This is a genomic window from Mesorhizobium sp. 1M-11, assembly GCF_001303895.1.
GTDB lineage: Bacteria > Pseudomonadota > Alphaproteobacteria > Rhizobiales > Rhizobiaceae > Mesorhizobium.
Genome location: NZ_LJSD01000046.1, coordinates 1 through 20,215 on the forward strand (window position 1 = coordinate 1; position 20,215 = coordinate 20,215).

A 20,215-nucleotide genomic window follows, 5' to 3' on the forward strand; every position below is an offset into this window, starting at 1 on the left:
CGAGCCGCGGCGGCCAGCCGGTTCCGGCCCTGACCGGGTCGAACCCGCCCAGGAAGACGCCGGCGCCGATGGCCAGCGCACCCCACAGCGCCAGCGCGGCAGGCGGCGGCAGAAGCCGTGAGACAAGCAGGACGGCCACGCCGAGGAAGACGACGCCGAAGCCCTGACGGGCACGGACCATCCACGATCCCGACCGCGGCAGGATGTGCGCGCCGAAGGTGCCGAAGGCGATGAGCGGCAAGCCCATGCCAAGACCGAGAAAGAAGAGCGCGGTTCCACCTTTCACCGCCTCCCCCGACTGCACCGCGAAAAGCATCGCGGCCGCGAGCGGTGGCGTCACGCAAGGCCCGACGATCAAGGCCGAACCCAAGCCGAGGACAGCCGCGCCCAACACCGATCCGCCGCCCCGGCCGCCCGAAAGACGCGCGGCCAGACCCGCCGGCAACGCGATCTCGTAGAAACCGAACATGGAAAGCGCCAGGCCCACAAAGACCGCGGCCGCCAGCGACAGGGCCATCGGTGTCTGCAGGGCAGTCTGGAGATTGGCGCCCGACCAGCCGGCAACGAGGCCGACGATGCCATAGGCAGCGGCCATCGCCAGCACGTAGGCGCTCGAGAGCACGAAGCCACGGCCCATGGACAGGCGCTCGCCTGCCCCCGCCATCATGGCCGACAGGATCGGGATCATGGGAAAGACGCAAGGCGTGAACGCCAGCAGCAGACCGAAGCCCAGGAAGCCAGCCGCCATCAGCAACGGACTGCCCGCGAGATAGCCGGCAGCAGGATCGGCGTCGGCAGCAACCGGAGCTGCGCCTGGTGGAGGTGCATCGACCACGGCCTCGCCGCCGAGGCCGAGCCGCGTACTAGAAATCGCCAGCGTCGCGAGGTCCACCTTCTTGACGATGCCGGGGTAGCAGATGCCTTGCTCCGCGCAGCCCTGGTATCGGACTTGCAGTTCGCCGGTTGCCGGCAGACCGGAGATTTGCCCATCCACGCCACCGTGGAAGATCCGCACGAGGCCGAAATTGGGATCGTCCTTTTCCTCGCCGGCGGGCAGGACGATGTCGAGGTCGCGACCATCGAGCTTTGCCTCGAGACTGTCGCGATAGAGATAATTGCCCGGCGCCACCGTCCATCGCAGCGTCATTGCGCCGTCGCCACCGCGGCTTGCCGCAAGCGAGAACACCTCGTCCGCCGGCGGAGGCGTCTGGGCATTGACGAGCGCGGTGAGGAATAGAACCGGCAGCGCGGCCAGAAAAACCACGCTCATCTTGAAAAACCGCGACATGCTGGCTCCGCGTCCATGTTGTTCGAACCTGGTGGCGCGGATCGGCCCGTTACCTTAAGCCAGCCTTAAGGTGCGGATAGAACGGTGCTCGAAGGAGGCACGAAGCCGGCAATGCGAATCCTTGTCATCGAAGACGATCCGATCCTGTCGGACGGGCTGCGCGTCGGCCTCGGCCTGGCCGGCTGGACCGTGGATGCGGTGACGGGATGCGCCGATGCCCGCGCGGCACTTGCCGTGGCCCGTTTCGAGGCGATCGTGCTCGATCTGATGTTGCCGGACGGTTCCGGCCTGGACCTGCTTGCCGAGATGCGCGGCGCCGGGGACACGACGCCCGTCGTGCTCCTGACGGCGCTGGATGAGATACCGGATCGCATAAAGGGCCTGGACGCGGGAGCCGACGACTATATCGGCAAACCTTTCGATCTCGATGAATTGGCAGCGCGTGTGAGAGCGGTCGCCCGCCGCAGGGACGGTCGTGCCGATCCCGTGCTGCGCGCTTGCGGAATGGTCCTGGATCCTGCCGGTCTGAGGGTCGTCGTGGAAGGACGCGAAGTCCCGTTGTCGAGACGCGAATTCGCTGTCCTGTCGGCGCTCATGGAGCGCCCGGGCGTCATCCGTTCCCGCGGTGAACTCGAGGACCGTCTCTATGGCTGGCAGGAAGAGATCGAGAGCAATGCCGTGGAGGTGCACATCCACAATCTTCGCGGCAAGGTCGGCCGGGCAAGAATCGAAACGGTGCGCGGCCTGGGCTATCGTTTTCGGGTCGGCGCGCCATGACGTCCCTCCGGCGCCGCCTGTTCGTCCTGCTTCTGGCCGCGACCGGAGTCCTCTGGCTGCTCGCGGTGATATGGATCTATGTCGGAAGCCGCATCGAACTCGAGCACGTCCTGGATACGCGCCTCCAGGAAGCGGCACGGATGGTCCATTCGCTCGTCCCGAGCGGGAACGTCCCGGCAGCCGCGTCCACGGCGCCCTTCCAGGAGGCCGGATATGAGAAGCAGCTGTCCTGTCAGATATGGTCGCTCGACGGGCGCCTGCTCGCCCGGTCGAGCGGCGCGCCGTCGACGAGCCTTGCGCAGGATGATGGAGGTTTCGCCGACCGCACGATCGGCGGCGAGCGCTGGCGGGTCTATACGATCGTCGACGCACAGAAGGGCGTGCGCGTCGCGGTTGGCGACAGGATCGGCCTGCGCGACCGCCTGGTGCGCGATCTGGTGCTGGGGCTCATCGGCCCCGCGCTCATCATCGTTCCACTCCTCGGCGCGCTCATCTGGTTCGGGGTGGGCCGCGGTCTCTCCCCGCTCGAACGCACGGCTGCCGACATAGCCGCGCGCGATGGCGACGACATGCGTCCGATCGCCGACGCGGCCGCCCCTTCCGAAGTTCGGCCCCTGCTGCAGGCTCTCAACGGACTTTTCGGCAAGGTGGATGCCGCGCGCCGCCATGAACGTGACGTCACCGCTTTCGCAGCGCATGAGCTGCGCACGCCACTCGCCGGCCTGAAGACGCAGGCCCAGGTTGCCCTTGCCGCCAGGGACGACGGCACCCGCGCCTCGGCACTGCGCCAGATCATCGCCTCCGTGGATCGCGCCACCCGCCTGACCCGGCAGTTGCTGACCCTCGCGAAGCTTGATGCGATGCCGCCCCGGCAACAGGAAGCCGTCGACGTCGGCCGCGCGCTCCAGGACGCGATGAAGGATTGCAGGACGCCACCCGACCTCCAGGTAACGGTCGATCCGAGGTTGAACGGCCTGGTTGTAAGCGGGGATCGCGAGCACCTGCATCTGGTGCTGAGGAACCTGCATGAAAACGCCCTCGAACATACGAGGGCGGAGGGCAGGATATCGTGGAGCATGCTGCCGGATGGCGCAGGCATGATGATCGAAGACGAAGGCCCGGGGATCGCCGAAGACGAGATTGCGCTCGTCACGCAGCGCTTCTACCGCACACGCGGAACGACAACGCCCGGCACCGGCCTTGGCCTGGCGATTGCCTCCATTGCCACGGACCGATTGGGCATGCGGTTGGCCATAGCCAACCTTGACGACCGGTGCGGCCTGAGATGCACGCTCAATTGGCCGTCACGAGCCGATGGCTTCTGACTTTTCGAGATTTAGTCGCCAAACCAGGTCCCCAGCGCATCGGACAGGCCCTCCGGGCCTTCCTCGCCAACCCACGCCACATGCCCATCGGGCCGGATCAGAACGGCGGCAGGCATGTCGACCACGCCGACGGCAGGAAGCTCGCACACGCCTTCGAACGTCGCCTCGACCGATTTGACGCGATCGGCCCCTAGAGCGTTTCCGTTTTTCACGGAAACGCGGAAACGCTCTAACTCTTTGTTTTTACGCAATTCCGGACGGAAAACCGTTACACACTTTTCCTGGAATTGCGCTATGTCGATGGCGAGCGGCTTGCTGGAATAAAGCAGCACCGGCAGTGCATCATGCAGCAGCGTGAAGAGACGCATCGGCTTGCCGGCGACAACGATATCGAGATCGGGCATGCGGCGGCCGAGCAGCGGGTGGCCTTCATCGGCCCCATAGCGGATGTCGAGGCCGCTCATCATTGCGGCGAAGCGCCTGCGCGGCTCTTCCATCGCCAGCAGCTCGGAGACCAGGTCGCCGAGCACCGCAATGCGCTCGCCAGGATAGCGCAGCACGCTCTGCGCGATGGTGTTGCGAAGGACGCGCGCCGCAACCGGATGGCGCTCGGCCTGATAGGTGTCGAGCAGCGTCTCGGGTGATTGCCGTGTCACGACCCGCGCCAGCTTCCAGCCGAGATTGACCGCGTCCTGGACGCCGAGATTGAGGCCCTGCCCGCCCATCGGCGAGTGGATATGCGCGGCATCGCCCGCCAGCAGGATGCGTCCCTTGCGGTAGGCGGCCGCCTGGCGCGCCGCGTCGCTGAAGCGGGACATCGAACCGGGCGCGTGCACGCCGAAGTCGGTTCCGTAGGCCGCCTCCAGCGCGGCGGCGAGTTCGTCCAGCGTCGGCACGTCCGTGGCGCGCGGATCCTGTCCGGCAAGGACCACGCCCACCCTTTCGCCGTCGTCCAGCATGGCCATGGCGTGGCGGCCCGAAGCGGTCTCGCGGAAACCGAGCACAGGCTGTTCTTTCATCCTGACCTCCGCGATCAGCCAGCTCGTCGAGGCCTCCCAGCCAGGGAAATCGATGCCGGCCGATTTTCGCACCGTGCTGCGCCCACCGTCGCAACCCACCAGCCAGCCAGCCCGCATGTTTACACCCTGCACGGTCGAGACCTCGACACCGCCTTCGACCTCGGCAACGCCCACCACGTCCCTGCCGCGAAAGATCGGCACTCCCAGCTCTTCGACCCAATCGGCCAAAAGCCGCTCGATGCGTTCCTGGCGCAAGGCAAGGAGATAGTTGTGCCGGGTCGGAAAGTCGCTGATGTCGAGCGCGACGTGAAAGCCGACATTGGGATAGGCCTGCCCTTCGGCAAGGAACCGGTCGACGATGCCGCGCTGGTCGAGCACTTCCAGCGAACGCGCATGCAGGCCGCCCGCGCGCCTGCCGGGGACTTCCATGGTCGTCCGCCGCTCGACGATGGCGACATCCACGCCGGCGAGTGCCAGTTCGCCGGCCAGCATCAACCCGGTCGGGCCACCGCCGGCGATGATGATCTCGTGTTCGGACATTTGCCACCTCGTGGAATGAGTAAAGGGGCCAGTCTTCTACGACGCGGTCGGGGCCTTGAAGCAAGAGGGTTGTGCGCCATATCTATGATATGGAAGGGCGGCCCTTGTTGCTGCGCCCTTTTCTCCCCAGGCTACCCGCGTTCAAAACCCGGCATCTGCCGCGCTCAATCCACACTGTCGCGGCTCGATCAACCATGGTCAGCCAGCCCGCAATCCGGGACTTTCGGTCCGCGGTGTTTTGTTCCCATCAAAAAAACAAGCAACACAACGATTTTTACTCGAGCACTTGCTACTCGTTCACTCGTTACTTGGGCACTTGTTCCTCGAGACCATGTGTGTTCATTTAGCTGTCAATAATATTGGATATTGCGATCGGGTGTGGGGCTCATTCAAACCGCGACGGAGCCTGTAATGCGATTGATTGTTGCTTCTGCCTTTTTGATCCTGGCACCTCTGAGCGCCCAGGCGGCGCCTCCTGAAGGCACAAAATTAGCCGACATCATTGCCAAGGTGGAGCAGGCTCCAGGCACCCAGTATGTCGACGAAGTCGATTGGAACGATCGCGGTTACTACGAGATCGAATATTTCAACAAGGACGGCGCCAAGGTCGAGATCAAGGTCGACCCGAAGACAGGCGAGAACGTGAAATAAACCACCGCCGCGAACGATGGGCCCGCTCGCGCTGATCGAGGTCAGCCTGGCGTGCGGAAGCTCGGTTTCGGTTCTGAACAACACAGGGAGACAATCGATGAAGCTGTCGACAGGACTTTTTGCCCTTCTTCTCGGTACAGCCGCTCCGCTGTCCACCGCCAGTGCCGAGGATTGCGGCAGTGCCTCAGGCGGCCAGGCGGGCATGAACGAGTGCTACGGCAACGTCTTCAAGAAGGCCGACGCCGAGCTGAACAAGCTCTACAAGGAAATCGAGGCGCGGCTGAAGGACGATCCCGGTACCACAAAGCTGCTGATCACCACGCAGAAGGCATGGGTGGCCTATCGCGACGCCGAATGCGATTTCCAGACCGCCGGCGGTGGCAGCATCGCCGGGATGGCCTACCCGATGTGCCAGACCGCGATCACCCAGAGCCGCATCGACGACTTCAAGGGTTATCTCAAATGCGAGGAAGGGGACCCGAACTGTCCCGTTCCGGCGGCGAACTGATCGGCATTAGGCTCAGCAGGGTTTTATGCAAGGACCCGGGTTCTCCCCGGTCTGAGCGGTTTCTTTTTTGGAAAGGAGCGATTTCATGAACAAGGCGATTTTAAGCGCGGCCATGGCGGGCAGCCTATGCTTGATGGCGGGTTGCAAGACGTCCGACGGGAGTGACTGGGTGAAGGACGAGACACCGCGCAGCGCTGCCCAGCAGGACTATGCCGAATGCAAATACCAAGCCGAGACGGCGACCGCGACCATCGGAACCAATGACCGCCCCAAGACGATGACGGACGCGATCGGGGATGGCATCGGCGACGGTATCGTCAAGGGCATGGAACAATCCGATCTTATCAAGGACTGCATGAGGGCCCGCGGCTACAATCAGTCCTGAGGTGGACGATCCGCAATCCAATCACTTTTGCCAGGAGGGATACAATGACTGCGACGTTGAAGGTGGCAATGCTGATGGGGCTGGCCACGACGATCGGCGTGCCGCAAGCGCAGGCGGATACGCTGAAGACGATGAACGATGTCGGGACGGCACTGACAAATTGCTGGACACCCCCGGCAGGCACGGACGGATCGTCGGTGACGCTGAGCTTCAGCTTCAAGCGCGACGGCAGCCTGATCGGCCCGCCGCGCGCCACGGCGATCAATGTCAAAGGAGACAAGGCTGCGGCCAAGGCCTTCTCGGATGCGGCCATTGCCGGCGTGACAAAGTGCCTGCCTCTCGACTTCGCACCGGCGCTGGCGCAAGGCATAGCCGGCTGGCGCCACCACCGACGTTGGCGGCAGCTCCTGCAACAACGAACCGAAAGTCGACCTCGCACCCTCCTGAAGGAGTGGTGTCAGCAAGCCTGTGCGACACTTCATGACTGCTCGAAGCCAAAAGGCCTTGTGACCATGACTGTATCTGCGTTTCTCGCCGCTCTCGCATCCGAAGGTCCGCCCGCCGAGCGGGCGAAGGACATGGCGCTCTACGGGTGGCTGATCGGCAGTTGGGAGACGGACACGCTCCACCACCGCGACGACGGCACAGTCGAGAAATGGCCCGGAGAAATCCATTTCGGCTGGGTGCTCGAGGGCCGCGCGATCCAGGACCTCTGGATCAGGCCCAGGCGTCCTGAGCCATCCACCATGTACGGCACGACCTTGCGCGTCTTCGATCCCGGGATCGATGGCTGGCACATCATCTGGAGCGATCCGCTCAACCAGGATTATTCGCGCCAGATCGGCCGGGCCGAGGGCAAGGACATCGTCCAGCTCGGCGAGGACTCGCGCGGTATGAAAACGCGATGGCGTTTCACGGAGATCACGGCCGACAGCTTCCACTGGATCGGCGAGGAAAGAGCCTCGGACAGCGATCCATGGCGGATGAGCTGGGAACATTTCGCCCACCGGACAGCCCCCTGAACGCAAGACTCATGCAGCCATTGGCGGCCGCAGGCGCGTGCCGACCATGATCATCCGCATGGCGTCTTCCGCGGCACGGCGCAGCAGCTTCTCTCCCTTGTTGATGGCTTCGTCGAGAGTGCATGGCCGCTTGATGATCGAGGCGAAAGCGTCGATGCCGTTGTCGAAGGTCAGGTCGACACCCTTGCCGATGGTGCCGGCCAGGGCAATCGTCGGGATGCCCAGTGCCCTGGCCCGCCGCGCCACCTCGCAAGGCACCTTGCCGAAGGGGCTCTGGCCATCGAGCGAGCCCTCGGCGGTGATCACCAGATCGGCCGAGCGCAGCAGCCGGTCGAAGGACAGATATCGCATCACGATGTCGAAACGCGGATGCAGCCTGGCGCCGGCAAAGGCCATAAGGCCGGCGCCCAGGCCGCCCGATGCGCCCGCACCCTGGGCCTGCCGCAGATCGATCCCGGTCTCTTTCAGGATGAGCGCGGCATAGGTTTCGAGCCCGCGCTCCAGCAGTTCGACCTGCCGCGGCGTTGCACCCTTCTGCGGGCCGAAGACGCGGGCCACGCCCTTTTCGCCCAGCAGCATGTTGTGCCAGTTGACCGCGACGTCGATCCGGACGGACTTCAACCGTGGATCGAGACCGCTGAAATCGATGACCGCGAGCTCGGCCAGTGCGCCGCCGCACGGTTCGATATCGCGGCCGTTGCTGTCCAGGAGGCGAGCGCCCAGCGCAACGGCCATGCCGGCTCCGCCGTCATTGATGCCGCTGTCGCCGCACCCGACCAGGATGCGCTTGGCTCCGGCATCCATCGCCGCGACGATCAGCTCGCCGACACCATAGCTTGTGGTGCGGGTCGGATCGCGGCTGTCGCGCGGAACCAGGCGCAAGCCGGCGGCAGCCGCCATCTCGATGACGGCGGTCCGCTTGCCCGCTCCACCCATGAAACCGAAGAAGGATTTGACCGGCCGGCCCACCGGGCCGGTGACGATGCGGTCGATCATCACGCCGCCCGTCGATGCGACCAGCGCCTTTGTGAAGCCTTCGCCGCCATCGACCATCGGCGCCTGCAGCAGCTTCGCCGAAGGACAGGCGCGCAGCACGCCCGCGCTGATGGCGCGGGCGACATCCTCGACGTCGAGCGATTCCTTGAAACCGGAGGGGGCAACCAGGACCGTGAAAGACATCTCGTGTTCTCCTTGCGATGTGATGGGCGGGAGAACGGTCCGGTCCCCGGTCTATTCCATCGGGCTGGAGATTTTTTTAGCCGCCGAACAGATTTCAAAGGCGGCGCGCATCTTTTCGGGCTCGGCTTCATGGATCGTCAGGCTGTGCCCACGCAGCCGCACGAAGCCGTCTTCGTTGTAGATCGCCCGCACGGCGCTCTTCTCGACCGGAACGTCGGCGCGGCGAAGCCGGTCCCACACGCGCCACCAGCCGCTTGCCCACAGGCGCCTCTCGGCGATCGTCGCGATCATGATGGTGCGAAGCTGCCCGCGGCTGCAGAGCGCACCGGGATATTTCACCGGAGCAGGAACAGCAGCCAGTGCGACGGGCGGAGCGGCAATCGCGACCGGCTCCGGCGAGGCGCCCCTGGACACAGGCATCTGCAGCGGCCAGACAAACAGCGCAACAAAGACCAGCAGAGCGAACTTCACCGGCAGAAGCGGCAATGCGAGACGGAAGAGGTCGGCCTGATCGAATGTCGGCTTGTCCACACCGCCGAAGATCGCAACCGGCTTTGCGCTCGCCATCAGCGTCTGGCAAAAGCCGGTGCCGAGCACGGTCACCATCACGAGCGTCATCGTGTCATGGCCCATGCCGGCCAGGGGAAGCGCCAGAACCGAGATCAGCACCGCCGCCCGCGCCGACCGCGAATTGATGACGACATGAGCCATGACGGCCACCGCGGCAGCAACGGCGACCACCAGTGGAAAGAACCCGCTCACGGCTTGCGGCAGGTTCGACATCAGGCTCTGCGCAATCCAGCGATCCGCGCCCGTCGCCGTCATGCCGTCGGTAATGACCGCGGTCGCAACCAGGAAAAGCACAAGTTCCATCTCGATGGCGCGGAACAGCTCCTTCGGCTTCAGCCCGGTGAACCATTTCGACATCAGCACCGTCGCGCCCGCAATGGTCACCAGGGCGATGTCGAGACCATGGATGGAGGTGGTGATCCAGGCGAGCACGATCGCGGAGACGACGAGGATCACGCCTTTCTGGCGACCGTCCAACGGGCCGTGCCGGCCAGCGGCGGGCTCGATGCCGGCGCGGCGCAGCTCGGCCGGCACGAAGAGCCGAAGGATGAGGCCGCAGGCGGCGATGCTGGACAGCAGGGCCACCGGTGCAGCCAAGGCGAGCCATTGCAGGAAGCCGATCTTGACGGCGGTCTTGGCCGCGATCGCGTCGACGGCGATTAGATGGGCGCCCGCGCCGATCAGCGAACCGCCGGCGGAAAGCAGGATCACGCTCGGAAACAGCAGCGCCAGCGGACGCACCAGGCGCCGATCGGGCAACCGGTCGGCAATGGAGAGGAACACCGGCAACAGCAGAGCCGCGCGGGCAGAGGTCGAGGGCACGAGAAAGGCGGTCGCGGAGATGACCAGCGTCAAGGCCCAGAACAGGGCGCTGGCCGAGCGAAACGGCCGCAAGGCGCTCGACGTGACACGTTCGACCAGTCCGCTCGATTTCAGCACGCCGGCGATGATGAAGGCGCCGATCAGCAGCCAGATCATTTCATCGCCGAGCGCGCCGTAGAGCCGGTCGACCGGCAATATGCCGAAGACGACCATGGCGATCGCTCCGCCCATCGCCACCAGCGAATCCGTCCAGCGGGTCAGCGCCCAGGCGGTCACGCAGAACGCCGTGACGATCAGCGCCAGGCGGGCATCTGCCGCCAGCCCGGCCGGCACAAACCAGATCAGCGCCGCAAGCCCGGTCGAGAGCACCAGCGCCGCGGCAAGCCGCCTTTCGATCCGACGCAGGGACTTCGCAAGCGCCAGTTTCAGAAGCTCCGCCGTATGGAGCTGATCGAGGGTCCGGATGGAAGCAGGCATGGGGCACTCTCACGCATTGATGTGGAGTGCCGAACGGACGACTGCGGGAAATATTCCCGGCTAAGAAAGCTGCAGACTTTTCAGCCTCAGCGAAGCCCGTCGAGTGCTGCTTTTTCCTCCGCAGCGCTCAGCGGGGCACCGGCATTGATGCCGGCCAGATACGCATCCAGCGCCTCGGACGAGGAGGCCGGAGCATAATCCTGGTCGTTGCCGGGCAGGTTGACGGCGAAGCGCAGCTTCCATTTGCCCGCATCGACGCAAGCGACCGACGAGACCCTGGAATCATTTGCTATCGCCAGTTCGAATTCGCGGCACAGCGCCTGCTGGCTGTCCCTGAAGCTGGAAACCGCCTTGAAGGCGCCGCTGTCGAGCGTCTTCTCGTCGCCGCTGGGGACAGAGCCCAAGGCCGTCGCCAGTTCCTCGTTTTCGATACCAGCGATCTGCAACCCGCTGGCCGGCTCGCGCCCCCCGAGCATCAGCCCGGCTGCGACGCCCAGAACGGCGGCAATGCAGGCTGCCGCCGCCACCCGCACCCAGTCGTTGGCGGGCGAAAACAGTCGGGCCTTGGTGTTTCCGATCGGCGCGGACTGGCCTGCTGGTGATCCCTTGGCCTTCGCCACCATCGCCTCGACAGAGGCCTGGAGCTGCTCCGGCACGGGTTCGTCCAGCATGGGCCGCAACGCCTCCTGCGCGGCAAGGCGCGTTTCGGCAAACATCTCCAGCCGCCTGTTCAGATCGGCGTCCGTGGCCAGTTCAGCTTCCAGCAGCGCGCTGGTTTCCTCGTCGAGTTCGCCGTCGACATAGCGCATCACCGTCTCGTCGGAGAATGTCGTCATCTCAATCCCTGCCGTCACGGTTGGCATAACGGGCGTCCACGGATTCTAGTCCGGTGGCCGCGGAAATATTCTTGCGAGCCCTGGCAAGCCTGCTCATCACAGTGCCGACCGGAATATCCAGGACCTCGGCGGCGTCCCGATAGGACAGCTCTTCCACGCAGACCAAAAGCAGCACTTCGCGTTGTTCGTCCATCAGATCCGCGATCGCTTCCGAGACGGACTTCAGCGTCAGCCTCGCCTCGACGACCCGCTCTCCCGAACTGCCGACAAGGTCATGCCGGTCTTCGATGTTGTCCTGTACGCCGGCCGTCTTTTGCCGGCGCAGCTGGTCGATCCACAGGTTGCGCAGGATGCGGAACATCCAGGCGTCGAAGCGGCTGCCGGGCTCGAAACGGTCGGCACTGGCCAGCGCCCTCTCGCATGCCGCCTGCACGAGATCATCCGCCGTCTGGCGGGAGCGGCAGAGCGAGATGGCGAAGCGTCGAAGATTGGGAAGAAAATCGACGAGTTGGTCCGCAACGACGGTTTTTCGGTCAACCATGTGAGTTGGCTGTTTGAGTGTATCGACTGCGATGCGGGAATAATCCGGCGGGGGCACCGTTCTTCGCGCTGGCTGGCCCAAAGGCCATGGGGTTCTCTAATGCTTGGTAAGCGCCTAATTAGCAAGGTGACATGATGATAACCAGCCTCACGTCTTTCGTTTCCAGAGCATTTCCGTTTTTCACGGAAACGCGGAAACGCTCTAACTTTTTGTCTTTACGCAATTCCGGACGGAAAACCGCTACGCACTTTTCCTGGAATTGCTCCAACCGGTGGCTCCCCACGATTGCCCTGTCTGTCGTCTTCGCTTTCGGCGAAGTCGCCACGCCGTGGGGTTCATTGGCCGGCGTCACACCGGTCTATGCCGAGGATGACGGAGGCGGTAGTGACAGCGATAGCGATAGCGACAGTGACAGCGACAGCGACAATGACGGCGATGACGCCGGCAGCAGCATTTCCGGCGGAGGCGGGTACAATTCCCGCGTGAAGAAGTCCCAGCCGGATTTGTTCAGGTGGTTCAAGCGACAGCCTCGGCAGGAGCGCCCGGCTCGCAAGCGCCGCGCAGCGCCGGTCGCGGCGCCGCGCTATGTTCCCGACGAGATCGTGGCTCTCGGGTTGACGGCAGCGCAGGTCGACGTGCTTGTTGGCCAGGGTTTTGCGGTGCGGTCGCGCCATGCCCTGACGAGCTTTGGCGGCGAGGTCGTCAAGCTCGATCCTCCGCGAGGACGCAACCTCGAGAGGGCGCGCGCGGATATCCGCTCGGTGGCTCCTGACGCATTGGCGGATTTCAATCACTTCTATCGCCCACAGGAAGAAGCGGCTTGCGGCGGGCGGCCCTGCGTGGCGCCGCGGCTCGTCGGCTGGCCGGCCTCGCCGCCCGGCGGTTGCAAGGCTGCCGACGTCACCATCGGCCTGATCGACACGGCCATCAATCCCGACCACGAGACATTCGCGTCAAGCAAGCTGGAAGTGCTGCGCCTCGACCCGTCCGCTCGTGACGGTTCCGGCCGGCAACACGGGACCGCCGTGGCCTCGCTGCTTGTCGGGACCGGCAAGAGCGGCACGCCCGGCCTGCTGCCGAACGGCAGGCTGATCAGCGTCGACGCCTTCCGGGCAAACAACCGCGCCGAAGCCTATGATCTTGCGAGGGCGATCGACATGCTGGCCGCCCGGAACGTCAGCGTCATCAACATGAGCCTGTCGGGGCCGGACAACGCCGTGCTTGCCAAGGCGGTCGAGCTGGCGGCCGGCAAGAAGATCAGCCTGGTTGCAGCCGCGGGCAATGACGGGCCAAAGGCAAAGGCCGTCTTCCCGGCCGCCTATCACAATGTGATCGCGGTGACGGCCGTCGACCTTCACAAAAGACCCTACCGCCGGGCGAACCGCGGCGACTACATCGACCTCGCCGCGCCCGGCGTCGGTGTCTGGGCGGCCGCCTCCATTGCCGGGGCCCGTCCGAAATCCGGCACGTCCTTCGCCGCTCCTTTCGTCACCGCCGCGGTGGCGCTCGCCAAGTCGCGCGCGCCGGAAGCCGACGCGCAAAAGCTGCTGGCGTCACAGGCGGAGGATCTCGGCGAGTCGGGCAAGGACGACGTCTTCGGATACGGGCTGCTCAACGCCCGGCTCATCTGCGGCGGGTAGCAGGCGTCTCCCGCATGGAGACATCGTCAACCCCTTGTGTCCGCCTCCAGGAAGGCCCGGGCAAAGCCCGGCTGCACGGTTTGGATCGTTCCGTCAGGAAGCTTCAGCAGCCGTTCAAAGGCAACGCCATAGAGTTCCAGTCGCTGTTCGAGCATCGATACCGCCTCATCGACGTTTCCCTGCTCGGCCTTGCGCATGGCCTGATACATGACTTCGCGGAAGATCACCCTGAGCTGCAGGAGCATGTCCGCAAATATCTCCGGGTCCGGGACGTCCAGCACCCCTTCCTCAACCCCCTCCTTCAGGAGATCGGTGAACATCGGCCGGACGAGTTCGCGGACCGACTGTTCGATGCGGTGGAACAGGATCAGGTTCTCGGGCTGGAAAAGCACCGAGAACGTCTTGCGCATCTGCGGCGCGAGTTCGACATTGAGCCGACCGGCGTTTGAGAAAAGTGCGTTGATGCGGCCGATCGCGTCGAGCGCCGGATCTTCGATCATCGGCCTGAGCTCAGCCAGGCTGTCGCGCGCCACGCGCGCCGCAAGCGCCTCGAGCAGCGCCTCCTTCGAAGCGAAGTAATGATAGAACGCGCCTTTCGAGAGACCCGCCTCGCGGATGATGTCGTTGACCGTCGTGTTGTCGTAGCCATGCTCGAAGAAGAGCCGCTGGGCGCAGTCCAGAAGCTCCGCCAACCGTATCTCCGGCTGCTTGATCACCCGCTGCTTGATTGGCTGGGACAATAGGACTCTCGCTCGAGCAGTTCCCGCAAAAGCGTGTAGCGCTTTTGCGTCCGGAATTGAATTAAAACAAATAGTTGGAGCATTTCCGCGTTTCCGACAAGCAGAAACGCTCCAACTTTGCGTTGCCACAAAGGAGCATGAACGCTCGTCTTGCGCAACTCTATAGACCGACGGTCGGTCTGATGCTATAGCACGCTCCGCTCGAACCCCTCGAGGAGCGTTTCATGCGGCTGATGCGTTGGATTGTTGGTATCGCGATCGTGGCGACCCTGATCGGTGCCATCGCCTGGTATCTGTGGCGGCCGAATGCGATTTCCGTCGTACTCCCTTCGCGCGGCGATGCCGCGGAGATCGTTTATGCGAGCGGCTCGGTCGAGCCACGCGTCTGGGCAAAAGTCGCGCCCGTGGTGCGCGAGCGGATCGTCGAGCAATGCAATTGCGAAGGGTCGAGGGTCGCACAGGGCGCTGTGCTTGCCCGTCTCGACGACAGCGAAGCAAAAGCCGCGCTTGGCGAGCTGGAAGCGCGCCGGGCGCTCGCCGAACAGGAGTTCCAGCGTGGATCGGTGCTTGCAGAACGCAACGCCGCAAGCCAGCAGGCACTCGACCGTGCCCGCAGCGAGCTTTCGCAGGCCGAAGCTTTGCATGCTGCCCAGAAGGCACGGCTCGAAACCTATGTGCTGCGTGCGCCCAGCCCCGGTGTCGTGTTGCGGCAGGATGGCGAGGTCGGCGAAGTGGCCGAGCTTGGCAGCGTCCTGTTCTGGGTCGGCGAACCGCGGCCGCTGCTGGTGGTCGCGGAAGTCAATGAAGAGGACATTCCACGTGTCGAGGTGGGGCAGCGGGCGGTGCTCAAATCAGACGCGTTCCCCGGGCAGAATCTCGAGGCGGTCGTCGACAGCATCACGCCGAAGGGCGACCCCGTCACGAAGACCTATCGTGTCCGCTTCCGCCTTCCCGACGACACGCCGCTCAGGATCGGCATGTCGACGGACGTGAATATCGTCGTCCGCGTTTCCAAGAACGCGCTTCAGGTTCCATCCGTTGCGGTCGACGGCAACAAGCTCTTCATCGTCGAAGGAGAAACGGCACGTCTGCGTGAGATCCGCACCGGCATCCGCGGCGTCAAGGGCATCGAGGTGCTGTCCGGCATCGACGACAAAAGCAGGATCGTCTCGCCCTATCCCGCCGATCTTGCCGATGGCGCCCGCGTCACCATCACAGCCGGCAGCCAGGAGTGATCCGACGATGCCGCTCATCCTCGATATCGCCGTCACCCATATCGCCGGTCGTGGCCGGCAGACGCTGGTGGCCGTGCTTGGTGTTGCGGTCGGCGTCGGTTTCTCGATCGCGATGGCTGCCTTGATGCAGGGCGGCCAGGACGACTTCGTGAAGCAGCTCGTCGACACCATGCCGCATGTCGACATAACTGACGAGCAGCGCACGGCGCGCCGTCAGCCGGCGGATGAAGTTTTCTCCACCGTCTCGATCTCGGGCCTGAGGCCGCGCGACGACCGCCGCGGCATCATCAACCCGACAGCGGCGACGGCCTGGCTGGAGAGCTGGATCCCCGGCCGCTTCGCCGAGAGCCTGAAGACGCAAGGGGTTATCCGCTACTCCAGCCGCGAAGTCGGTGCATCCATCATCGGCGTCGAGCCCGAGCGGGAGCGCGGCGTGTCGCCCATCGTCGAAGATTTCGTGAAAGGAAGCTTCGCGGCGCTGAATGCCGGAGGCAACAATGTGCTGGTCGGCGACACGATGGCGGCACGCCTCGGCGCCGGACTTGGCGACACAATCACCGCCGTATCCTCGGAAGGGCTGACCCGGGATTTCAAGATCGCCGGCCTGTTCCACACCGGCACGACGGCGCGGGACGAGGGAGAGGCCTATATCCTCCTGAAGAACGCCCAGATCCTTTCCGCCCGGCCGAACGCCATCAACGAGATCCGCATCAAGCTCGACGACCCCAACCGTGCTCCCGCCGTGGCGCACAGGGCCGAGGCGGAGCTCGGCTACAAGGCCGTCGCCTGGCAGGAAGCAAATGAATCGATCCTCCAGGCTCTCGTGGTGCGCAACGTCATCATGTACACCGTGGTCGGCGCGATCATGCTTGTGGCCGGCTTCGGCATCTTCAACATCATCTCCACCATCACGCATGAGAAGGCGCGCGACATCGCCATCATGAAATCGCTCGGCTTCCCGGAGGCCGACATGCGCCGGCTGTTCCTGCTGGAGGGCCTGGCGATCGGCAGCGCGGGTTCGGCCCTCGGCTGGGTGCTCGGCTTCTCGATGATCTATGCGTTGTCGCAGGTGCGCTTCGAAATCGCCGCGACGGGCCAGGAGATGACGCATCTGCCGATCGCCTGGAGCCTGCTGCACTACATCATCGCTTCGGCCTTCGCCCTGGGATCGGCAGCAGTGGCGGGATATCTGCCGGCCAGACGCGCCGCGCGCCTCAATCCCGTCGACATCATCCGAGGCGCGACATGAGCGCCCTTCTCGAAACCGAAAAGCTGACGCGCATCCTGCCGGAGACGGTGCCCGTGACGTTGGTCAAGGATGTCACGCTTACCGTCGCCGAGAAGGAATTCGTCGCGATCACCGGTCCGTCCGGATCCGGCAAATCGTCGCTGCTCTATCTGCTGGGACTGCTCGATCATCCGACCGCGGGAACGATAAGAATAGGCGGCCGCGATACCGGCCCGATGAATGAACGCGAGAGCGCCAGAACACGGCTTTCCATGCTGGGTTTCGTGTTCCAGTTCCATTTTCTGCTGCCCGAATTCACGGCGCGGGAAAACGTCGAGATACCGATGCGCAAGCTCGGCCGGCTGGCGCGATCAGAGATGCGCGAGCGCGCCGGTGAACTGCTTTCATCCCTCGGCCTCGGCGACCATCTGGACAAGCGGCCCGACCAGCTTTCCGGCGGACAACGGCAGCGCGTTGCCTTGGCGCGCTCGCTTGCCAACGATCCGCCGCTGATCCTCGCCGACGAGCCGACCGGCAGCCTGGATTCCAAGAGCTCCGAGCAGGTTTTCGCGATCCTGCAAAAGCTGGTGCATGAGCGCGGCAAGAGCGTGATTGCGGTGACGCACGATCTCGAGATGGCCGAGCGCATGGATCGCCGCATCCATATCGTCGATGGAAGCATCGCCGAGGGAACGTGAGCCGGCCATCGCGCCGACGCTCATTGCACCGTTGCGGCAGCCGTGAAGGTGTAGCCCACCCCATAGACGACCTTGATGGGCGCCGGCAGGCTTGTGTGGTCTTCGAGCTTGCGACGAAGCCGGCTGACGATTGCGTCGAGATGCCGGTTATCAAAGTTCGACCTTGGGCGCGCAACGATTTCCATCAGGCTCTCGCGCTGGCAAATCTCGCCATGGCGCCTGCACAACACGTTCAGGAACGCGAACTCGGCCGCCGTCAGCTTGAGTGAACGGTGATTGGGCGCGGTCAGCACCCAGGAGGTCCCATCCAGCACCCACCGTTCACCGGCACCGTTCATAGCAGGCGCCTGTTCCCCCGTCCTGCGCAACAGGCTGCGGATGGCGGCTTCGATCTCGCGCAGCGTGCTGTGCTTGACCAGGTAGATATCCGCGCCGCTCTCGAAACCGCGGATACGGTCGTCGCTGTCGCTCAGCGCCGTCAGCATGATGATGCCGCAGGCATGCGACTTGCGGATTTCGGCGGCCAGTTCGAAGCCGTTGCCATCGGGCAGTCCGACATCCAGGATGATGACGGCAGGCGAGCTGCCGCCTTCGAGCACCTGGCGCAGCTCGCGCGCCGTCGCGACGCCCTCCGCCGTGAAGCCCGTCAGTTCCAGGAAGTCGGCCAGATCCTTGCGCAGCCGCGCCTCGTCCTCGACGATCAGGATGTGCGTCATGCCGTCACCTCCTCCGGCGACGATTGAGCCGCGCTCGTCAGCGGCAATCTGACGATCGCGGTCATGCCCCGGCCGTCATTGGCAAGCAGCTGCAGTTTGCCGCCATGATAGGCGAGCAGCTTGCGGGAGGAGTAGAGGCCGAGCCCGGTTCCAGTCCCGGCCATCGTGTTGGAGGCCCTGAAGAAGCGCCTGCCGATCTTGTGGAGCTCAGCCTTGGGAATGCCGATGCCATGATCCCGCACACGCAGGACCAGGTTTTCATCCTCCTTGCGCACATCGATCTCCACCGGCTCATTCGCCGACGAATATTTCAACGCATTGTCGATAAGATTGATGAGAACGGTTGCCAGCATTTCGGGGTCGGCGAACAACGGAATGGCGGCATCATCCACCGCAAACACCAGGCGTTCGCCGCGCCCGGTCATGTCGAAATGCAGCCTCACATCCCCAACCAGGGAGCCGACCCGTATCGTCTCCGGCTGGAACCCGCTGTCACGATCGTTGGCCATGAAACGGTCGATCAAGGAGAACAGGCGGTCGAGCGCCTCGCCTATGCCGGCGATGCGTTCCTTCGTCGCTTCGGGCGACTTGTTGCCGACCAGGCCGATCATGTCGGTGGCATTGCGGATGATGGCGAGCGGTGTGCGGAACTCGTGGCTGACGACGCGCATGAAATCCGCCTGCTCGTCGCGAAGCGCGCGCTCGGCCTCTAGGCTTGCGGTCAACTGGATTTCCAGCCGCCTCCGTTGCCGCACCTCGCGCGACAGCGCGGCGTTCTTCTCGCGCAAATCGGCGGAGAGCCGCGCGTTGACCATGAACAGCAGGCAGGCAAAGAAAGCGATGAGGAACAGCGTGCCCTGCAGCAGGTACCAGGCGTTGCGGTCGGCCAGCACCGACGCGCTTTCAAAGTCGGCTGGCAAACGGTACTCGATGACACTCTGGACGATGCTTGAGATCATGTATTCGGCAAGCACGCCGATCGTGATCCAGCGCAGCAGCGACGGCTGCGTCCGGTCCCGCATCAGTCCCAGGCACATCATCGACATGATCACGACAGTGAAGACGGTCGATGAATGGATGCGGATGGCAATGTTTGCCGGATCGAAAGTAACAGCGGCACTCCAGACCACGATCTGGAGCAACAGCAGCGTAACGCCGATCCAGGTATAGCGTGGCTGCCCCAGGAAACGGGCAAGCCCATCGGCCAGAAGCACCAGGCCCAGCTTGATGATCGTGTTGTGGAGCACGATCGTCCAGGGCGCCGGCTCCATGCCGCGCACGATCATCAGCAGCACGCCGAGGGCGATGGCGGCAAAGCCCGCCCCGAGGAACTTGAGTTCGTAAAGGCGGCGCCATGCCAGCCAGACGAACAGCCAGGTGACGGCCTGCAGGCTCGCAGCGGCGAATGTGACGACCAGGACGGTCTTGAGATCAAGCATTCTCGAGTGTTCGCAACAAGATTCCCAGCCGCATTGCGCGCTGCCGTAGCCGGAACTTTGCAGGAGTTGGGCAGGCAGGCAAGCACGATCCGGCGCTGCAAGAATTGGTCAGAATTCAGAAGAATTGATCGGTGGAATTGCCGCGAAGGGAGGCTCTATCTTTTGCCGCGACCGTCAGGAGGCTTGGCCGGCGGGATCGAGAGGGAACTGCCGCTGAGGGGCTGTGCGCATGGCGGGTGCGCGGGATCCCGATGCCGTTGCAGCTCGGGGACATGCGGTTTTCCGCAAACCGCCGGGTGATCGGATTGATGGCGAGGCCGGCCCCGACCACGCCATGCGAGGGGAAATTCCATGACACCAGGCAAACGCCGCTCGTTCGCGCTTTTATGCTCCGCGGCGCCCTTCGCCCTGACGCTCGCCTTGTCGGGATCGATTGCCTTTGCCGGCGGTGGCGCTGCCGGCAAAGGTACCATCGGCACACCCGGCGCGGGCGGCACACTGGATAGCCCGCAGGGCGGCGACGGAACCGGAAACAGCGGCGGCGGCGGCGGTGGTGCCGGCGGCGGCGCCGGCAGTGGT

Annotated in this window: 19 protein-coding genes and 1 pseudogene; 11 read left to right on the plus strand and 9 right to left on the minus strand. The window is 64.4% G+C overall.

Annotated features, from left to right (window positions below):
• On the minus strand, nt 1-1,288 hold a 1,288-nt coding region (gene dsbD, locus AO692_RS19505; protein ID WP_054311721.1), incomplete at its 3' end, for a protein-disulfide reductase DsbD.
• A 111-nt stretch (nt 1,289-1,399) separates the two neighbouring features.
• Here dsbD and AO692_RS19510 point away from each other — a divergent pair.
• Together AO692_RS19510 and AO692_RS19515 are read left to right on the plus strand one after the other, a co-directional pair.
• Nucleotides 1,400-2,065 (plus strand): response regulator transcription factor, encoded by a 666-nt coding sequence (locus AO692_RS19510; protein ID WP_054311722.1) that lies wholly within the window; start codon nt 1,400-1,402, stop codon nt 2,063-2,065.
• Nucleotides 2,062-3,390, plus strand: coding sequence for a sensor histidine kinase (locus AO692_RS19515; RefSeq protein ID WP_054311723.1), 1,329 nt, complete (start codon nt 2,062-2,064; stop codon nt 3,388-3,390). Before AO692_RS19510 ends, AO692_RS19515 begins: the two co-directional genes overlap by 4 nt.
• A gap of 11 nt (nt 3,391-3,401) precedes the next feature.
• Here the strand turns inward: AO692_RS19515 and AO692_RS19520 are convergent, their stop codons facing one another.
• Nucleotides 3,402-4,949, minus strand: coding sequence for an FAD-dependent monooxygenase (locus tag AO692_RS19520; RefSeq protein ID WP_054311724.1), 1,548 nt, complete (start codon nt 4,947-4,949; stop codon nt 3,402-3,404).
• A 411-nt stretch (nt 4,950-5,360) separates the two neighbouring features.
• On the opposite strand from AO692_RS19520, the gene AO692_RS19525 reads away from it, so the two are divergent.
• The 4 genes from AO692_RS19525 (at nt 5,361) to AO692_RS33940 (ending at nt 7,515) form a co-directional block, all read left to right on the plus strand.
• Entirely contained in the window at nt 5,361-5,600 is a 240-nt protein-coding gene (locus AO692_RS19525) for a PepSY domain-containing protein (RefSeq protein ID WP_054311725.1), read from the plus strand.
• Between the two features lie 97 nt (nt 5,601-5,697).
• The gene (locus AO692_RS19530) at nt 5,698-6,108 is read left to right on the plus strand and encodes a lysozyme inhibitor LprI family protein (protein WP_054311736.1); all 411 of its coding nucleotides are present in this window, start codon (nt 5,698-5,700) and stop codon (nt 6,106-6,108) included.
• Between the two features lie 85 nt (nt 6,109-6,193).
• Entirely contained in the window at nt 6,194-6,493 is a 300-nt protein-coding gene (locus AO692_RS19535) for a hypothetical protein (protein ID WP_054311726.1), read from the plus strand.
• Between the two features lie 44 nt (nt 6,494-6,537).
• Nucleotides 6,538-7,515, plus strand: coding sequence for a hypothetical protein (locus tag AO692_RS33940; RefSeq protein ID WP_348271470.1), 978 nt, complete (start codon nt 6,538-6,540; stop codon nt 7,513-7,515).
• A 9-nt stretch (nt 7,516-7,524) separates the two neighbouring features.
• Here the strand turns inward: AO692_RS33940 and AO692_RS19545 are convergent, their stop codons facing one another.
• The 4 genes from AO692_RS19545 to AO692_RS19560 form a co-directional block, all read right to left on the minus strand.
• Nucleotides 7,525-8,694, minus strand: a complete 1,170-nt coding sequence (locus AO692_RS19545) for a glycerate kinase (RefSeq protein ID WP_054311727.1) — start codon at nt 8,692-8,694, stop codon at nt 7,525-7,527.
• Nucleotides 8,695-8,745: 51 nt separating this feature from the next.
• Entirely contained in the window at nt 8,746-10,563 is a 1,818-nt protein-coding gene (locus AO692_RS19550) for an SLC13 family permease (protein ID WP_054311728.1), read from the minus strand.
• Between the two features lie 86 nt (nt 10,564-10,649).
• Complete coding sequence (locus AO692_RS19555) at nt 10,650-11,399, minus strand: hypothetical protein (RefSeq protein ID WP_054311729.1); 750 nt, start codon at nt 11,397-11,399, stop codon at nt 10,650-10,652.
• A 1-nt stretch (nt 11,400) separates the two neighbouring features.
• On the minus strand, nt 11,401-11,940 hold the full coding sequence (locus AO692_RS19560) for an RNA polymerase sigma factor (protein ID WP_054311730.1): 540 nt from the start codon (nt 11,938-11,940) through the stop codon (nt 11,401-11,403).
• A 338-nt stretch (nt 11,941-12,278) separates the two neighbouring features.
• Between AO692_RS19560 and AO692_RS19565 the strand changes: the two genes are divergently transcribed.
• Nucleotides 12,279-13,580, plus strand: a complete 1,302-nt coding sequence (locus AO692_RS19565) for a S8 family serine peptidase (RefSeq protein ID WP_244483419.1) — start codon at nt 12,279-12,281, stop codon at nt 13,578-13,580.
• 26 nt (nt 13,581-13,606) lie between these two features.
• Here the strand turns inward: AO692_RS19565 and AO692_RS19570 are convergent, their stop codons facing one another.
• Nucleotides 13,607-14,320: a TetR/AcrR family transcriptional regulator gene (locus tag AO692_RS19570; protein WP_244483420.1), complete on the minus strand. Its 714-nt coding sequence runs from the start codon at nt 14,318-14,320 to the stop codon at nt 13,607-13,609.
• 224 nt (nt 14,321-14,544) lie between these two features.
• On the opposite strand from AO692_RS19570, the gene AO692_RS19575 reads away from it, so the two are divergent.
• From AO692_RS19575 to AO692_RS19585, 3 genes are read left to right on the plus strand one after another with little or no spacing between them, the layout of a single operon-like run.
• Nucleotides 14,545-15,555 carry an efflux RND transporter periplasmic adaptor subunit gene (locus AO692_RS19575; protein ID WP_054311731.1) on the plus strand — a complete coding sequence of 337 codons (1,011 nt, stop codon included), beginning with the start codon at nt 14,545-14,547 and terminating at the stop codon, nt 15,553-15,555.
• A gap of 7 nt (nt 15,556-15,562) precedes the next feature.
• Nucleotides 15,563-16,804: an ABC transporter permease gene (locus tag AO692_RS19580; RefSeq protein WP_054311732.1), complete on the plus strand. Its 1,242-nt coding sequence runs from the start codon at nt 15,563-15,565 to the stop codon at nt 16,802-16,804.
• Nucleotides 16,801-17,481 (plus strand): ABC transporter ATP-binding protein, encoded by a 681-nt coding sequence (locus AO692_RS19585; RefSeq protein WP_054311733.1) that lies wholly within the window; start codon nt 16,801-16,803, stop codon nt 17,479-17,481. The genes AO692_RS19580 and AO692_RS19585 overlap by 4 nt, the downstream gene beginning before the upstream one ends.
• Before the next feature lie 20 nt (nt 17,482-17,501).
• Here the strand turns inward: AO692_RS19585 and AO692_RS19590 are convergent, their stop codons facing one another.
• A complete protein-coding gene (locus AO692_RS19590) occupies nt 17,502-18,197 on the minus strand; it encodes a response regulator transcription factor (RefSeq protein ID WP_054311734.1) in 696 nt (231 codons plus the stop codon).
• Nucleotides 18,194-19,636 (minus strand): HAMP domain-containing sensor histidine kinase, encoded by a 1,443-nt coding sequence (locus tag AO692_RS19595; RefSeq protein ID WP_054311735.1) that lies wholly within the window; start codon nt 19,634-19,636, stop codon nt 18,194-18,196. Before AO692_RS19595 ends, AO692_RS19590 begins: the two co-directional genes overlap by 4 nt.
• Nucleotides 19,637-19,987: 351 nt before the next feature.
• Between AO692_RS19595 and AO692_RS19600 the strand changes: the two are divergent.
• Nucleotides 19,988-20,215 (plus strand): annotated as a pseudogene (locus AO692_RS19600) (hypothetical protein); the annotation flags it as partial.

Coding starts and splice junctions, on each gene's coding strand:
- AO692_RS19590 (WP_054311734.1), bottom strand. CDS start 18,197: ATGACGCACATCCTGATCGTCGAGGACGAGGCGCGGCTGCGCAAGGAT.
- AO692_RS19515 (WP_054311723.1), top strand. CDS start 2,062: ATGACGTCCCTCCGGCGCCGCCTGTTCGTCCTGCTTCTGGCCGCGACC.
- AO692_RS19580 (WP_054311732.1), top strand. CDS start 15,563: ATGCCGCTCATCCTCGATATCGCCGTCACCCATATCGCCGGTCGTGGC.
- AO692_RS19555 (WP_054311729.1), bottom strand. CDS start 11,399: ATGACGACATTCTCCGACGAGACGGTGATGCGCTATGTCGACGGCGAA.
- AO692_RS19520 (WP_054311724.1), bottom strand. CDS start 4,949: ATGTCCGAACACGAGATCATCATCGCCGGCGGTGGCCCGACCGGGTTG.
- AO692_RS19550 (WP_054311728.1), bottom strand. CDS start 10,563: ATGCCTGCTTCCATCCGGACCCTCGATCAGCTCCATACGGCGGAGCTT.
- AO692_RS19575 (WP_054311731.1), top strand. CDS start 14,545: ATGCGGCTGATGCGTTGGATTGTTGGTATCGCGATCGTGGCGACCCTG.
- AO692_RS19525 (WP_054311725.1), top strand. CDS start 5,361: ATGCGATTGATTGTTGCTTCTGCCTTTTTGATCCTGGCACCTCTGAGC.
- AO692_RS19560 (WP_054311730.1), bottom strand. CDS start 11,940: ATGGTTGACCGAAAAACCGTCGTTGCGGACCAACTCGTCGATTTTCTT.
- AO692_RS33940 (WP_348271470.1), top strand. CDS start 6,538: ATGACTGCGACGTTGAAGGTGGCAATGCTGATGGGGCTGGCCACGACG.
- AO692_RS19535 (WP_054311726.1), top strand. CDS start 6,194: ATGAACAAGGCGATTTTAAGCGCGGCCATGGCGGGCAGCCTATGCTTG.
- AO692_RS19545 (WP_054311727.1), bottom strand. CDS start 8,694: ATGTCTTTCACGGTCCTGGTTGCCCCCTCCGGTTTCAAGGAATCGCTC.
- AO692_RS19530 (WP_054311736.1), top strand. CDS start 5,698: ATGAAGCTGTCGACAGGACTTTTTGCCCTTCTTCTCGGTACAGCCGCT.
- AO692_RS19510 (WP_054311722.1), top strand. CDS start 1,400: ATGCGAATCCTTGTCATCGAAGACGATCCGATCCTGTCGGACGGGCTG.
- AO692_RS19585 (WP_054311733.1), top strand. CDS start 16,801: ATGAGCGCCCTTCTCGAAACCGAAAAGCTGACGCGCATCCTGCCGGAG.
- AO692_RS19595 (WP_054311735.1), bottom strand. CDS start 19,636: ATGCTTGATCTCAAGACCGTCCTGGTCGTCACATTCGCCGCTGCGAGC.